The following is a 15,549-nucleotide window of genomic DNA, read 5'->3' as shown; positions in this document are numbered from 1 at the left end:
GACGTCGACCACGAACTCAGCGTGGGTAAACCGTGAGCGTCTCTTTAAGCCGTCTCGAGCGTCAGCTCGGTTATACCTTCAAGGACCAGGAACTGATGATCCTGGCCCTGACTCACCGCAGTTTTGCCGGGCGCAACAACGAGCGCCTGGAATTCCTCGGTGACGCCATTCTCAACTTCGTCGCCGGTGAAGCGCTGTTCGACCGCTTTCCGCTGGCCCGCGAAGGCCAGTTGTCGCGTTTGCGCGCGCGCCTGGTCAAAGGTGAGACGCTGGCGGTACTGGCGCGTGGTTTTGACCTGGGCGAATACCTGCGCCTGGGCTCCGGTGAGTTGAAGAGCGGCGGTTTCCGCCGTGAATCGATTCTTGCCGACGCCCTCGAAGCGCTGATCGGTGCGATCTATCTGGATGCCGGCATGGACATGGCGCGCGAACGCGTGCTGGCCTGGTTGACGTCCGAGTTCGAGAGCCTGACGCTGGTCGACACCAACAAAGATCCAAAGACCCGCCTGCAAGAGTTCTTGCAGTCGCGTGCCTGTGAGCTGCCGCGTTACGAAGTGGTGGATATCCAGGGTGAGCCGCATTGCCGGACGTTCTTCGTCGAATGCGAAATCACCTTACTGAACGAAAAAAGCCGAGGTCAGGGTGTGAGTCGTCGTATTGCCGAACAGGTAGCGGCCGCTGCAGCACTGATTGCCCTGGGCGTGGAGAATGGCCATGACTGATTCAACTGCAACTCGCTGTGGCTATGTCGCCATCGTCGGCCGCCCGAACGTGGGCAAATCCACGCTGCTGAACCACATCCTGGGTCAGAAGCTGGCGATCACTTCGCGTAAACCGCAAACCACCCGTCACAACATGCTCGGGATCAAGACCGAAGGCGACGTGCAGGCGATCTACGTCGACACCCCCGGCATGCACAAAGGTGGCGAGAAAGCCCTGAACCGTTACATGAACAAAACTGCTTCGGCGGCGTTGAAAGACGTCGACGTGGTGATCTTCGTGGTTGACCGCACCCGCTGGACCGAAGAAGACCAAATGGTCCTCGAGCGCGTTCAGTACGTGACGGGCCCGTTGATCGTGGCGCTGAACAAGACTGACCGCATCGAAGACAAAGCCGAGCTGATGCCGCACCTGACCTGGTTGCAGGAACAGCTGCCAAACGCGCAGATCATTCCGATTTCGGCTCAGCACGGGCACAACCTCGATGCGCTGGAGCGTGTAATCGCCGGGCACCTGCCGGAAAACGATCACTTCTTCCCGGAAGACCAGATCACCGACCGCAGCAGCCGTTTCCTCGCCGCCGAACTGGTACGCGAGAAAATCATGCGCCAGATGGGCGCCGAGCTGCCGTACCAGATCACCGTGGAAATCGAAGAGTTCAAGCAGCAGGGCAAAACCCTGCACATTCACGCCTTGATCCTCGTCGAGCGTGACGGTCAGAAGAAAATCATCATTGGCGACAAGGGCGAGCGGATCAAACGCATCGGCACCGAAGCGCGCAAGGACATGGAGCTGCTGTTCGACTCCAAGATCATGCTTAACCTGTGGGTCAAAGTGAAAGGCGGCTGGTCCGACGATGAACGCGCCCTGCGTTCGCTGGGTTACGGCGACCTGTAATCGTTTAATCCGGATACACAAAGATCTACTGTGGGAGCGAGCTTGCTCGCGATGAGGGCCTGATATTCAACATTGATGTTGACTGACAGACCGCTATCGCGAGCAAGCTCGCTCCCACAGTGGTTTTGGGTTGTTTGTAGAACTGCACTACGTCATCGAGAACCCTGACTTTCATGTCTCAAACTCCCACCGGCCAACCCGCCTACGTGCTCCATAGCCGTGCCTACCGCGAAAGCAGCGCGTTGGTGGATTTCCTCACGCCGCAAGGTCGGCTGCGGGCGGTGTTGCGCAGTGCGCGGGGCAAGGCTGGAACGCTGGCGCGGCCATTCGTGCCGCTGGAAGTCGAGTTTCGGGGGCGGGGTGAGCTGAAGAACGTCGGACGCATGGAAAGCGCCGGCGTCTCCACCTGGCTCAATGGTGAGGCGCTGTTCAGCGGTCTGTACCTCAATGAACTGCTGATCCGCCTGCTGCCGTCCGAAGATCCCCATCCTGCTGTATTCGATCATTACGCCGCGACCTTGCTGGCCCTCGCCGAAGGACGTCCGCTGGAACCCTTGCTGCGTTCGTTCGAATGGCGGCTGCTGGATGATCTGGGTTACGGCTTTGCGCTGAACGCGGATATCCATAACGAACCTATCGCACCGGACGGCATGTACCGCTTGCAGGTCGATGCGGGTCTGGAGCGGGTCTACCTGTTGCAACCCGGTCTGTTCAACGGCACCGAACTGTTGGCCATGGCCGACGCTGACTGGAGCGCGCCGGGTGCCTTGTCCGCCGCCAAGCGCCTGATGCGTCAGGCATTGGCTGTTCATCTGGGCGGTCGCCCATTGGTCAGTCGCGAATTGTTTCGCAAGCCCTGATCAACCCGTATGCTGTGCACCGAACTTTCTCTTCTTCTGGAGCGCTTCCGTGACCACCAGCAATCGCATTCTTCTTGGCGTGAACATCGACCATGTTGCCACCCTGCGTCAGGCCCGGGGCACTCGTTACCCTGATCCCGTGAAAGCAGCGCTGGACGCGGAAGAGGCGGGCGCTGACGGGATTACCGTGCACTTGCGTGAAGATCGCCGGCACATCCAGGAGCGCGACGTGCTGTTGCTCAAGGACGTGCTGCAAACCCGCATGAACTTCGAAATGGGCGTGACCGAGGAAATGATGGCGTTCGCCGAGCGCATCCGTCCGGCGCACATTTGCCTGGTCCCGGAAACCCGTCAGGAACTGACCACCGAAGGCGGTCTGGATGTCGCGGGGCAGGAAGCGCGGATCAAGGCGGCGGTGGATCGTCTGGCGAAAATCGGCTGCGAAGTGTCGCTGTTCATCGACGCCGATGAACGCCAGATCGAAGCATCGAAACGCGTTGGCGCACCGGCCATCGAATTGCACACCGGTCGTTACGCGGACGCCGAGACGCCGACTTCGGTTGCTGAAGAGCTGAAGCGTGTGGCGGATGGCGTGGCGTTTGGCCTGACTCAAGGCCTGATCGTCAATGCTGGTCACGGTCTGCACTACCACAACGTCGAAGCGGTTGCGGCGATCAAAGGCATCAACGAACTGAACATCGGCCACGCGCTGGTGGCACATGCATTGTTCGTCGGGTTCAAGTCGGCTGTTTCGGAGATGAAAGCGCTGATTCTGGCGGCCGCAAAAGCCTAGCGTTCAAACCTGTAGGAGCAAGGCTTGCCCGCGATGCAGGCGCCGCGGTTCGCCTGAATCACCGCGGTGATGCTATCGCGGGCAAGCCTTGCTCCTACGGGGGGGAGGGCGTGCCTACAGCGGTGGGTTTTCTTCCGGCGGCTTGGTCTTGTCGATGCCCGGCACATGCAAGTTGCCTTGGGCGACCTGATCGCCCTCAAGCTGCGGCTGCGTGACCCACGTCAGGATGTCGTAGTAACGCCGGATGTTCGCCACAAAATGCACCGGCTCACCGCCACGGGCGTAGCCATAGCGGGTTTTGCTGTACCACTGTTTCTGCGACAGGCGCGGCAGGATCTTTTTCACATCCAGCCACTTGTCCGGATTCAGTCCTTCCTTGGCCGCGAGTTTGCGCGCGTCATCCAGGTGACCGCTGCCGACGTTGTAGGCTGCCAGCGCAAACCACGTACGATCCGGCTCCTGGATCGAGTCGTCCAGTTGATCCTTCATGTAAGCCAGGTACTTCGCGCCGCCCATGATGCTTTGCTTGGCGTCCAGGCGATTGGACACGCCCATGGCCTGCGCGGTGTTCTGGGTCAGCATCATCAGGCCGCGAACGCCGGTCTTTGAGGTCACCGCCGGTTGCCACAGCGATTCCTGATAACCGATCGCCGCCAGCAGCCGCCAGTCGACTTTCTCTTCCTTGGCCGAGGCCTTGAAGTGTTTCTCGTACTTGGGCAGCCGTTGCTGCAAGTGCTGGGCGAAGGTGTAGGCGCCCATATAACCGAGTACATCGACGTGCCCGTAATAGCGGTCTTTCAGGCGTTGCAGGGTGCCGTTTTTTTCCGCCTTGTCGAGGAAGGCGTTGATCTCGTTGAGCAGGCTGTTGTCATCACCGGCGGCGACCGCCCAGCTTTGGTTACTGGCGTCGCCAAGGTCGAAGGCGACCCGTGCGTTAGGGAAGTAAACCTGGTTCATTGCGACTTCGTTGGAGTCGACCAGTGTCAGATCGATCTGACCTTCATCGACCATGCGCAGCAGGTCAACGACCTCAACCGCGTCGGATTCTTCGTATTCAATGCCGGGGTATTTCTTTTTCAGCGCTGCCAGTTGATCGGCGTGGGTGCTGCCCTTGAGCACCATGATTGTCTTGCCGACCAGATCGGCTGCCGACGTCGGCCGAGACTGACCGTTGCGGTAGATGATCTGTGGGGTGACTTCCAGATACGAGTGGGAAAATCTGACCTGCGCCTTGCGTTTTTCGCTGCTGACCAGGCCGGCAGCAGCCAGTACCGGGCCGCCAGGTTTGCCTAGCTGACCGTACAGGTCGTCGAGGTTGTCCGCGGTTTCGATCTTGAGTGTCACCCCCAGATCGTCGGCGAAGCGCTTCACCAGCTCGTATTCGAAGCCGGTTTCACCGTTGCGATCCTGAAAGTAGGTGGCGGGGCTGTTACGGGTAACCACCCGCAGCACACCATCCTCCTTTACGCGCTCCAGTGTGTTGGGTTTATCAACACAGCCACTGAGCATCAGGAAGAGTCCGGTTGCGATGAGCCATTTGGCGAATCGCGGACGCAAAGCCGTTGGGGAAAACATCTGCGCAGTATACGCAAAGGACCACGACCGCCATATCTCGACAGTAAAGGGCTTGTCTGCTAGAGACTTCAAAACACGGCGAAAGCCTTCAGGAGCAGGCGCTCAGGCCCGAATGTGACAACTGAAATAAGCCCCTGCGCGGACCTTGATGAGCATTGGTTACAGGCGTTGAGCCGCCGACCGACGTTCGGACAATACCGGGTGTAGCGTTTCGGGTGCTGTCGCGGGCGGTTTAGGCTAGAATGCACGGCCTCAAAGCACACCCCCTTCCCGAGGCTGTCCCGAAGATGTTGATCCTGCGCGGCGCTCCTGCCCTTTCTGCCTTTCGCCACAGCAAACTCCTTGAGCAACTGAGCCGATGCGTTCCGGCTGTCAGTGGCTTGTATGCTGAATTCGCTCACTTCGCCGAAGTTACCGGCGTCCTGACCGGCGACGAACAGCAGGTGCTAGCGCGCCTTCTGAAGTACGGTCCTAGCGTTCCGGTTCAAGAGCCGACCGGCCGTCTGTTCCTGGTGTTGCCACGTTTTGGCACCATCTCGCCATGGTCGAGCAAGGCCAGCGACATCGCCCGCAACTGTGGCCTGGCGAAAATCCAGCGCCTGGAGCGCGGTATTGCTTTCTACGTGACCGGTGAGTTCACCGATGCACAAGCACAGCTTATTGCTGATGCGCTGCACGACCGTATGACCCAGATCGTGCTGGAAAACCTTGAGCAGGCTGCCGGCCTGTTCAGTCACGCCGAACCGAAGCCGTTGACGGCGATCGACATTCTGGGTGGCGGTCGCGCCGCACTGGAAACCGCTAACGTCGAGCTGGGCCTGGCCTTGGCTGAAGACGAGATCGACTACCTGGTCAACGCTTTCATTGGCTTGAAGCGCAATCCGCACGACATCGAACTGATGATGTTCGCCCAGGCGAACTCCGAGCACTGCCGTCACAAGATCTTCAACGCCAGTTGGGACATCGACGGTCAGAGCCAGGAAAAAAGCCTGTTCGGCATGATCAAGAACACCTACGTGATGCACAGCGAGGGCGTTCTGTCGGCTTACAAGGACAACGCTTCGGTGATCGTCGGCAACGTGGCCGGCCGCTTCTTCCCGGACCCTGAAACCCGCCAGTACGGCGCGGTGCAGGAGCCGGTGCACATCCTGATGAAGGTCGAGACTCACAACCACCCGACCGCGATTGCCCCGTTCCCGGGCGCATCCACCGGTTCCGGCGGCGAAATCCGTGACGAAGGCGCTACCGGTCGCGGCGCCAAGCCGAAGGCTGGCCTGACCGGTTTCACCGTGTCCAACCTGCAAATCCCGGGCTTCGAGCAGCCGTGGGAAGTGCCGTACGGCAAACCCGAGCGCATCGTCACTGCGCTGGACATCATGATCGAAGGCCCATTGGGCGGCGCAGCATTCAACAACGAATTCGGCCGTCCGGCGCTGACCGGTTATTTCCGTACTTTCGAACAATCCATCACCACCCCACGTGGCGATGAAGTGCGCGGTTACCACAAGCCAATCATGTTGGCTGGCGGCATGGGCAACATCCGTGAAGAACACGTACAGAAAGGTGAAATCCTCGTTGGCTCCAAGCTGATCGTGCTCGGCGGCCCGGCGATGCTGATCGGTCTGGGCGGTGGCGCGGCTTCCTCCATGGCCACCGGCACCAGCTCGGCAGACCTGGACTTTGCTTCGGTACAACGTGAAAACCCGGAAATGGAACGCCGTTGCCAGGAAGTCATCGACCGTTGCTGGCAGTTGGGTGAACACAACCCGATCAGCTTCATCCACGACGTCGGCGCGGGCGGTTTGTCCAACGCCTTCCCGGAACTGGTCAACGATGGCGACCGTGGTGGCCGCTTCGAACTGCGCAACATTCCAAACGACGAGCCGGGCATGGCCCCGCACGAGATCTGGAGTAACGAATCCCAGGAGCGCTACGTTCTGGCGGTCGGCCCGGCCGACTTCGAACGTTTCAAGGCGATCTGTGAACGTGAGCGCTGCCCGTTTGCCGTCGTCGGCGAAGCCACGGCCGAGCCGCAACTGACCGTGACCGACAGCCACTTCGGCAACAGCCCGGTGGATATGCCGCTCGAAGTGCTGCTGGGCAAAGCCCCGCGCATGCACCGTTCGGCTGTTCGCGAAACCGAACTGGGCGACGACTTCGATCCGTCGACCCTGGCCATTGCCGACTGCGTCGAGCGCGTTCTGCATCACCCGGCCGTGGCCAGCAAAAGCTTCCTGATCACCATCGGCGACCGCACCATCACCGGCCTCGTTGCCCGTGATCAGATGGTCGGCCCGTGGCAGGTTCCAGTGGCTGACGTTGCCGTCACCGCCACCAGCTTCGACGTTTACACCGGTGAAGCCATGGCCATGGGCGAGCGCACTCCGCTGGCACTGCTGGACGCTCCGGCGTCGGGCCGCATGGCCATCGGCGAAACCCTGACCAACATCGCCGCATCGCGCATCGGCAAGATCTCCGACATCAAACTGTCGGCGAACTGGATGTCGGCTGCCGGTCACCCTGGCGAAGACGCGCGTCTGTACGACACCGTCAAAGCGGTCGGCATGGAACTGTGCCCAGAGCTGGGCATCACCATTCCGGTGGGCAAGGACTCGATGTCCATGGCCACACGCTGGAACGACGAAGGCGTCGACAAGAGCGTGACCTCGCCGCTGTCGCTGATCGTGACCGGTTTCGCGCCAGTGACTGACATCCGTCAGACCATGACCCCACAGCTGCGCATGGACAAAGGTACCACCGACCTGATCCTGATTGACCTGGGCCGTGGCCAGAACCGCATGGGCGCTTCGATCCTCGCTCAGGTTCACGGCAAACTCGGCAAGCTGGCACCGGACGTCGATGATGCCGAAGACCTGAAAGCCTTCTTCGCGGTGATCCAGGGCCTCAACGCCGACGGTCACCTGCTGGCTTACCACGACCGTTCCGACGGTGGTCTGCTGACCAGCGTGGTGGAAATGGCCTTCGCCGGCCACTGCGGTCTGAGCCTGAACCTCGACGGTCTGGCGGAAACCTCGGCCGACATCGCGGCGATCCTGTTCAACGAAGAGTTGGGTGCGGTGATCCAGGTTCGCCAGGACTCCACGCCGGACATCCTCGCGCAGTTCAGCGCGGCGGGCCTGGGCGATTGTGTGTCTGTAGTCGGTCAGCCGATGAACAACGCCGAGATCAGCATCACCTTCAACGGCGAAACCGTGTTCGACGGTCAGCGTCATCTGCTGCAACGTCAGTGGGCCGAAACCAGCTACCAGATCCAGCGTCTGCGTGACAACGCCGACTGCGCCGACCAAGAGTTCGACGTGCTGCTGGAAGAAGACAATCCGGGCCTGAGCGTCAAGCTGAGCTACGACGTGAACCAGGACGTCGCCGCGCCTTACATCAAGAAAGGCATTCGCCCACAGGTTGCCGTACTGCGTGAGCAGGGCGTCAACGGTCAGGTGGAAATGGCCGCAGCGTTCGACCGTGCCGGCTTCAACGCGATCGACGTGCACATGAGCGACATCCTCGCTGGCCGTGTCGACCTGAACGAGTTCAAAGGTCTGGTGGCGTGCGGTGGTTTCTCCTACGGCGACGTACTGGGTGCCGGTGAAGGCTGGGCGAAATCGGCGCTGTTCAACAGCCGTGCTCGCGATGCGTTCCAGGGCTTCTTTGAACGCACCGACAGCTTCACCCTCGGCGTGTGCAACGGTTGCCAGATGATGTCCAACCTGCACGAGCTGATCCCGGGCAGCGAGCTCTGGCCGCACTTTGTGCGTAACCGCTCCGAGCAGTTCGAAGCCCGTGTGGCGATGGTTCAGGTTCAGGAGTCGAATTCGATCTTCCTGCAGGGCATGGCCGGTTCGCGCATGCCAATCGCCATCGCACACGGTGAAGGTCATGCCGAGTTCGCCAGCGAAGAAGCGTTGCTGGAAGCCGATCTGTCGGGTTGTGTGGCGATGCGTTTCGTCGACAACCATGGCAAGGTCACTGAAAGCTACCCGGCCAACCCGAACGGCTCGCCGCGCGGGATCACCGGTTTGACCAGCCGTGACGGTCGCGTGACGATCATGATGCCGCACCCGGAGCGGGTGTTCCGCGCTGTGCAGAACTCGTGGCGCTCGGAAGAGTGGAACGAAGACGCTCCTTGGATGCGTATGTTCCGTAATGCTCGTGTGTGGGTGAACTAAGCGCTGTGTATAAGCTCAGTTTTTTTGTTCCTCAGAGTCATGTTGAGGTGGTCAAGGGTGCTGTGTTTGCTGCCGGTGGTGGGCGGATCGGTGCTTATGATCACTGTTCTTGGCAGGTGCTTGGGTTGGGTCAGTTTCGGCCTTTGGACGGTAGTCAGCCGTTTATTGGGCAGGCTGGTCTGGTCGAGCAGGTTGAGGAATGGAAGGTTGAGCTTGTGGTCAGTGATGAGTTGATTCGTGCTGTGGTGGTGGCTCTGAAGCAGAGTCATCCCTATGAGACGCCGGCTTATGAGGTGTGGCGGTTGGAAGACTTCTGATCTTTCTGGCTGCTGAAATGAGAAACCCGCTGAAGTGTTTTCAGCGGGTTTTTTATTGCTCGGGATTTACTTGATGTACTCGTTCCACTGTGGGAGCGGGCTTGCTCGCGAAGGCGGCCTGACAGCCGGCCAATCTCCCGCAGATGTACACCAATCAAAACTGTAGGAGCCAAGCTTGCTCGCGATGGCGACCTGACAGTCGGCCAATCTCCCGCAGATGTACATCAAGCAAAACTGTGGGAGCGAGCCTGCTCGCGATGGCGGCCTGATAGCCGACCAATCTCTTGCAGGTGTACATATCCATTCCTGCGGTAACGGCCACTTAGGGTTTCGCCCTGACGGCGACTCACTTTTTTTACAAGCGCCTAAAAAAAGTAAGCAAAAAAACGCTCGCCCCGAGCGTACGGCACCTCGCCTAGGCTCGGCGTTCCCTCGCTCCGGCATTCATCAGGGGGCATCGCCTACGGTCTGCTGCGCGACGACCTCCTCTCGATGTGTCCGGCTGCGCCGTACGGCGCTGCGCGCCAACCCCCTGCTGAACACCTCCACTCGGCCTCCCGAAGGGGCGGGTGGATCAAGATCAACAGCGGCAGGCGAGCTAACGCTCGGCCTGTTGAGTGGTGAAGGAGCGCCGCTGGTGATGATCTTCGTAGGAGCTGCCGCAGGCTGCGATCTTTTGATCTTGCTTGATCGCTCCTACGTTATTGGGGTTGTGTAATGCCTGTAGGAAGCGGCTTGAACTCGATGACAGCATCACGGGCAACGTAGAAATCTCCGACATGTCTTTCAGGTTGCCGCTCGGAAGCGCCACCTCTAGCCTTTGAACATCGCTGCCAATTCAGCGACCGGGACTGCAAGCCCGAAAAATTGTTAGGCGCTTACAGGCGCCGCATCTACAACTGATGTCGGTCGCTCCAATTTTTCTCAGGAGCTCCAAAATGATCAAAGACAACTCCAATCCCCCAGAAACCGACGACGTTTCCCCCTACGAATCCCTCGATTCAAAAAAAGCTCCACGACGCCGCGCACCGCGCCCTCGATCATTACCTGAAACCCACCCTCGCCAAACTGCGCTTCAGCGATCTGCGCTCGGACCGTTTGTTCAGTGTTGCGCCCGATGTCGGCCTCGAAGCCTTGCTGGCCAATGCCGCGGAAGATCTGGCGTCGGTCAAGGTCATGGCCGCGGACCTGGCATTCGAGATTGAAGGCTCGCGACGCAGTGTGGCGTTGGCGATTTGCCGGATGGTCGATGGCGCTCTGTTGTTGGTGGACAAGGCGCTGGATGACTACAACCCGTCGGAGTCGGAGCAGTTTTATGTCAAGGAATAGGGCGCTGTAGGTCAGTTGTGCGCCACGAAATGAAAAACTAGCCCTTGCCGTTGGTCTGGAACCCGTGCCTACCTGTCAACTATGACAGTAGTCACATGTGGAAGGCTCAGGTTTGATAACCCTTCAATCCGAGTCATCCACAAGGAGCATCATCATGGTTTCAGTGCAGGAACTAACCATTACCGAAGTTACCGATTATTTGGGCAAGCCTATTGCCAATGGAGACAAAACGGAAAGCAGTATTGTGGTGCTTCATGGAACAGCGAGGCCCGGCTCCAGCCCCCATTTGGTTAACAACGACGTAACACTGTGTAATCTCTATCTGGAAGCTGATGGCAAGTTGAAACACCTGGTGTCTGGATTGGAAGAAGGGCTTCAGGCTTTCAAGATTGAGACCCAGGGACGCTCATCCGAGGTCTGGTCTTTTGTTGTGGACACGTCAAGGTAAGACGAAGGATGACTCGGGTCCGGAAACAATCAGCGGTTTTTTGCGGTGAATTGCATCGAAAAGATCGCAGCCTGCGGCAGCTCCTACAGGCGTGTACAAAATCCATGTGGAGCTGCCGCAGGCTGCGATCTTTTAAGGTGCTAAACCTTCGCACTCACCTCACTACGATTGACCAACCCCTCTAACGCCTCACTCAAACTCAACGCCTTGTCGCCAATCAACAAGTGCCAAACACCACCCTCCAGCGCGCTCACACCCTGGCAACCCAACTCCTTGAGCTGACATTCCGACAGCGCTTTCCCATTCGCCAGTTGCAGGCGAATCCGGGTCATCGCCACGCAATCAAGTTGCAGCACATTGTTGCTGCCGCCCAACGCGTTCAGCCATTTCTGCGCTTCTGGTGTCGCCACGGGTGCCGCTTTCGGAGCTTCTTCGACCACCACAACAGCGGCTGCCGCAACTGAGCCAGCAGTCGGCATCGCCTGACGAATCTCATCGGCGATGCTGTCGGCCAGCGGTCCGACCACCACCTGCAAACTGCCGCCCTTGCCGGGGCGAACCACGGCCATGGCGCCGAGGGCTTTCAACTCGCTGTCGGAGGCTTTGTTGCGGTCGACCATCTCTAACCGCAACCGCGTGGTGCAAGCGCCGACGGTGATCAGGTTTTCTGCGCCGCCCAAGGCTTGAATGTACGCCCCGGCACGCTGGTTTTCGCTCAGCACAGCCTTTTCACCGACAGCAACATCTTCGCGCCCTGGAGTTTTCAGGTTGAAGCGGCGGATGCAGAAGTCGAACACGACGTAGTAGATCACCGCGTACGCCAGGCCTACCGGGAATACCAGCCAGCCGTTGGTGGACTTGCCCCAGCCCAGTGCCATGTCGATAGCACCGCCGGAGAAGGTGAAGCCCAAGTGGATGTTCAGCGCGTTGGTGATGGCCATTGCCATGCCGGTCAGCAGGGCGTGCAGCAAATACAGCAGCGGCGCGAGGAACATGAAGGCGAACTCGATCGGTTCGGTGACGCCTGTCAGGAACGAGGTCAGGGCCATCGACAGGAAGATCCCGCCCATCACTTTGCGGCGTTCCGGCAGGGCGTTGCGGTACATCGCCAGGCATGCGGCGGGCAGGCCGAAGATCATCATCGGGAACATCCCGGTCATGAACTGGCCACCCTTGGGGTCGCCGGCAAAGTAGCGCGCCAGGTCGCCGGTCACGATGGCGCCGGTGGTTGGGTCGGTGAAGCTGCCAAAGATGAACCACGCCATGTTGTTGAGGATGTGGTGCAGGCCGGTGATGATTAGCAGTCGGTTGAACACGCCAAAGACGAAGGCGCCGATGCTGCCGCTTTCCAGCAGCAATTGGCCGAAGCTGTTGATGCCGTGCTGGATCGGCGGCCAGATCAAACCGAACACCACGCCCAGGCCGACGGCGCTGAACCCGGTGGCAATCGGTACAAAACGCCGCCCGCCGAAGAACGCCAGGTATTCCGGCAGCTTGATGTCCTTGAAGCGGTTGTACAGCGCGCCGGCCATCAAGCCGCTGATGATCCCGGCGAGCATGCCCATGTTGATGCTGGCGTCGAGCACTTTGAGCGTGGAGACCATCACCAGGTAACCAATCGCCCCGGCGAGCCCGGCGGTGCCGTTGTTGTCCTTGGCGAAACCGACCGCGATGCCGATGGCGAAGATCAGCGCCAGGTTGGCGAAGATCACTTGCCCGGCGTCGTGGATGATCGCGATGTTCAAAAGGTCGGTGTCGCCCAGACGCAGTAACAGGCCGGCAATCGGCAGGATCGCAATGGGCAGCATCAGCGCCCGTCCGAGGCGCTGCAAGCCTTCGATGAAGAGTTGGTACATGGCGTATCTCCCTGGGTTCTTGTTGTTCTAGTCGCTGTTGTTGTTCAGCTCAGAGGCCAATGTTGATGACAGGCGTGGAGTACGGCGGTGGTGCTGCTCAGGTTGAGCAGGGTGGTGCTGAAGCGTCGGCAGTCGGCGGCGTCCAGTTGGCGAACGCGCTCTTTGATTTCACCGACTTGCGGCGGGCTGACGGACAGCTCGCTGATGCCCAGGCCAATCAGCACCGGGGTCGCCAGAGGGTCGGAGGCCAGCGCACCGCAAACCCCAACCCAACGCTGATGTTTGGCGGCACCGGCGCAGGTCTGGGCAATCAGTCGCAACAGCGCCGGGTGCAAGGCATCGACGCGTGCTGCGAGGCCGGCGTGGTCGCGGTCCATGGCCAGGGTGTATTGGGACAGGTCGTTGGTGCCGATGGACAGGAAGTCCGCGTGTTCCGCCAATTGCTCGGCGAGCAGGGCGGCGGCCGGGACTTCGATCATCACGCCCAGCTCCGGGCGTTGGGTCAGTTCAAGTTCTGCGCACAAGGCGTCGAGGCGCTGGCGGATGTGCAGTAATTCATCGAGCTCGCTGACCATCGGTAGCAGAATCCGACAGCGCTGTAACGGGCTGACCTGCAGCAGCGCCCGTAATTGTTGGTCGAGCAATTCCGGGCGTACCTGCGCCATGCGGATGCCGCGCAGGCCGAGCACCGGGTTGGCTTCGGCCGGCAGCGGCAGGTAGTCGAGCTGTTTGTCGCCACCGACGTCGATGGTGCGGATGATCACCGACTTGTCGCCCATGGCATCCAGCACCGCTTGATAGGCCTGGCGCTGCTCTTGTTCGTCCGGCGCGGTCTGGCGATCGACGAACAGAAACTCGGTACGCAACAGGCCGACACCATCGGCGCCGCCTTTCAACGCATCAGCCGCCTCGCTGCTGGAGGCCACGTTGGCAGCGACTTCGATGCGCAAGCCATCGCGAGTCTGCGCCGGGTTGTGGGCCTGAGCTTGCTGGCGCTCGCGGCGTTGCAGATGTTCGCACTGGGCCTGAGCCACTTGCTCCAGGCGTTGGTTATTGGGCGTCAGCTCCAGACGTCCACCGTCCGCATCCAGCACCACCGACTGGCCTTGCGGCTGATTGAGCAGTGACGAGCCGAGGGCAACCAGACACGGCAAACCTTTGCCACGAGCGAGAATCGCCACATGAGAGGTCGCGCCGCCTTCGGCCATGCACAGCCCTGCGACGCCTTGCTGGCTCAGTTGCAGCAAATCGGAAGGAGTCAGTTCATGGGCGGCGACGATGGCCCCGGCCGGCACGTCGTAGTGCCAGTCCTGCCCGAGCAAGGCGCGCAGCACGCGTTGCTTGAGGTCGCGCAGGTCGTTGGCGCGTTCGGCCAGCAGCGGGTTACCGAGATTTTGCAGGACCTCGCACTGCGCTTCTATCGATTGGTTCCAGGCGTGGGTTGCCGCGCTGCCTCGATCAATGGACTGGCTGGCGGCATCGAGCGCCGCCGGGTCTTCGAGCAGGGCCAGGTGAGCGGCGAAGATCTGTTCTTCTTCGGTGTGCTTGTGCTTTTTGGCGTGGGACAGCGTTTCACGGATTTCGCCGCGAACCTGTTCCAGTGCGCGGTCGAGGGCCTGGAGTTGTTCTTCGGCATTATGGTTGCCAGGGTCTTCCGGTAAGTGGATGGCGGCCAGTTGGAACAACGGCCCGCCGACCAGTCCGGGCGCTGCGCAGACGCCGTGCAGCACACCGGCTTCGGCGACGCGGGTGCGTTGGGCAATCGACGTTGGGGCGGCGGTGTAGCTTTCGTCGTTGAGCGCGCTGGACAAGGCGTTCAGCAAGGCTTGCAGCGCAGCCTTGGCGTCCGCGCCCTTGCAACTGACCTGAACCTCGTCCTGCTCGCCGATCCCCAGACTCATCAGCCCGATCAGGCTGTCGCACGACGCCGATTTACTGGCGAAATGCAGCTGCGATTTGCTGTTGAACAGTTGCGCAGTCTGGCGGATCAGCGCCGCCGGCCGTGCATGCAGACCACCGCGATGGGTGATGCGAATGTTCCCATGAACTTCGGCGCCCACGCTTGCCACTTCGGCCTGCGGGTTGTTCGTGGTTCTTGGCACGATGTGCAGCAGCGGCTCGCCGACCTTGACCGATTTGAGGGTGATCGGCAGCACCTGAAAGTCCTGACTGTTGGTCAGGATCAGCAGGCTGACCAGGCTTTTGCAGCCTTGGGCGACCTGGTCCAGATCAAAGCGCAGCAGCGCCTGGCCATTGCTGACGCGGGTGCCTTCCTCGACCAGCATCGAGAACCCTTCACCCTGCAACTCGACGGTATCGAGCCCCAGGTGCAGCAGCAATTCGGCGCCATTGTCGGCGCGCAGGGTCACGGCGTGTCCGGTGCGGGCGACATGCACCACGACCCCGGCACACGGCGCGTGCAGGGTGTTGTTCAGCGGGTCGATGGCGATCCCGTCGCCCATGGCGCCGCTGGCGAACACCGGGTCTGGAACTTTGGCGAGCGTGAGCACCGGGCCGCTGAGCGGGGCGCTGAGGGTCAGGTCTTTATTGTTGTTATGCATGGCTCGGTA

Annotated in this window: 10 protein-coding genes and 1 pseudogene; 8 read left to right on the top strand and 3 right to left on the bottom strand. The window is 60.4% G+C overall.

Annotation, left to right across the window (positions count from 1 at the left end; all coding sequences use genetic code 11):
* Positions 1-32 precede the first annotated feature (32 nt).
* The 4 genes from rnc (at position 33) to pdxJ (ending at position 3,270) form a co-directional block, all read left to right on the top strand.
* Positions 33-722 (top strand): ribonuclease III, encoded by a 690-nt coding sequence (gene rnc, locus ACIPIN_RS10690; RefSeq protein ID WP_095077627.1) that lies wholly within the window; start codon positions 33-35, stop codon positions 720-722.
* The gene (era, locus tag ACIPIN_RS10685) at positions 715-1,617 is read left to right on the top strand and encodes a GTPase Era (RefSeq protein WP_401118200.1); all 903 of its coding nucleotides are present in this window, start codon (positions 715-717) and stop codon (positions 1,615-1,617) included. Before rnc ends, era begins: the two co-directional genes overlap by 8 nt.
* Before the next feature lie 173 nt (positions 1,618-1,790).
* A complete protein-coding gene (gene recO, locus ACIPIN_RS10680) occupies positions 1,791-2,477 on the top strand; it encodes a DNA repair protein RecO (protein WP_401118198.1) in 687 nt (228 codons plus the stop codon).
* 49 nt (positions 2,478-2,526) lie between these two features.
* Entirely contained in the window at positions 2,527-3,270 is a 744-nt protein-coding gene (gene pdxJ / locus ACIPIN_RS10675) for a pyridoxine 5'-phosphate synthase (RefSeq protein ID WP_401118196.1), read from the top strand.
* Between the two features lie 114 nt (positions 3,271-3,384).
* On the opposite strand, the gene mltF is transcribed toward pdxJ, so the two are convergent.
* Positions 3,385-4,845 carry a membrane-bound lytic murein transglycosylase MltF gene (gene mltF, locus ACIPIN_RS10670; protein ID WP_401118194.1) on the bottom strand — a complete coding sequence of 487 codons (1,461 nt, stop codon included), beginning with the start codon at positions 4,843-4,845 and terminating at the stop codon, positions 3,385-3,387.
* Positions 4,846-5,132: 287 nt separating this feature from the next.
* Here mltF and purL point away from each other — a divergent pair, with 287 nt between their 5' ends.
* The 4 genes and pseudogenes from purL (at position 5,133) to ACIPIN_RS10650 (ending at position 11,123) form a co-directional block, all read left to right on the top strand.
* On the top strand, positions 5,133-9,029 hold the full coding sequence (gene purL, locus ACIPIN_RS10665; protein ID WP_401118192.1) for a phosphoribosylformylglycinamidine synthase: 3,897 nt from the start codon (positions 5,133-5,135) through the stop codon (positions 9,027-9,029).
* A gap of 5 nt (positions 9,030-9,034) precedes the next feature.
* Positions 9,035-9,346, top strand: coding sequence for an NGG1p interacting factor NIF3 (locus ACIPIN_RS10660; RefSeq protein WP_401118189.1), 312 nt, complete (start codon positions 9,035-9,037; stop codon positions 9,344-9,346).
* 938 nt (positions 9,347-10,284) lie between these two features.
* Positions 10,285-10,675, top strand: a pseudogene (locus ACIPIN_RS10655) (DUF6124 family protein).
* A gap of 154 nt (positions 10,676-10,829) precedes the next feature.
* On the top strand, positions 10,830-11,123 hold the full coding sequence (locus tag ACIPIN_RS10650; protein WP_401118186.1) for a hypothetical protein: 294 nt from the start codon (positions 10,830-10,832) through the stop codon (positions 11,121-11,123).
* A 140-nt stretch (positions 11,124-11,263) separates the two neighbouring features.
* Here the strand turns inward: ACIPIN_RS10650 and nagE are convergent, their stop codons facing one another.
* Together nagE and ptsP are read right to left on the bottom strand one after the other, a co-directional pair.
* Positions 11,264-12,979 (bottom strand): N-acetylglucosamine-specific PTS transporter subunit IIBC, encoded by a 1,716-nt coding sequence (nagE, locus tag ACIPIN_RS10645; RefSeq protein WP_401118183.1) that lies wholly within the window; start codon positions 12,977-12,979, stop codon positions 11,264-11,266.
* Positions 12,980-13,023: 44 nt separating this feature from the next.
* The gene (gene ptsP / locus ACIPIN_RS10640; RefSeq protein WP_401118181.1) at positions 13,024-15,540 is read right to left on the bottom strand and encodes a phosphoenolpyruvate--protein phosphotransferase; all 2,517 of its coding nucleotides are present in this window, start codon (positions 15,538-15,540) and stop codon (positions 13,024-13,026) included.
* Positions 15,541-15,549: the final 9 nt, after the last annotated feature.

This window comes from Pseudomonas sp. NPDC087697 (assembly GCF_044743155.1).
GTDB lineage: Bacteria > Pseudomonadota > Gammaproteobacteria > Pseudomonadales > Pseudomonadaceae > Aquipseudomonas.
Note: the sequence above shows the minus strand (reverse complement) of the source record. Positions and strands in the feature narration are given on the sequence as shown.

Coding starts and splice junctions, on each gene's coding strand:
- ACIPIN_RS10650 (WP_401118186.1), top strand. CDS start 10,830: ATGGTTTCAGTGCAGGAACTAACCATTACCGAAGTTACCGATTATTTG.
- mltF (WP_401118194.1), bottom strand. CDS start 4,845: ATGTTTTCCCCAACGGCTTTGCGTCCGCGATTCGCCAAATGGCTCATC.
- recO (WP_401118198.1), top strand. CDS start 1,791: ATGTCTCAAACTCCCACCGGCCAACCCGCCTACGTGCTCCATAGCCGT.
- ptsP (WP_401118181.1), bottom strand. CDS start 15,540: ATGCATAACAACAATAAAGACCTGACCCTCAGCGCCCCGCTCAGCGGC.
- purL (WP_401118192.1), top strand. CDS start 5,133: ATGTTGATCCTGCGCGGCGCTCCTGCCCTTTCTGCCTTTCGCCACAGC.
- era (WP_401118200.1), top strand. CDS start 715: ATGACTGATTCAACTGCAACTCGCTGTGGCTATGTCGCCATCGTCGGC.
- nagE (WP_401118183.1), bottom strand. CDS start 12,979: ATGTACCAACTCTTCATCGAAGGCTTGCAGCGCCTCGGACGGGCGCTG.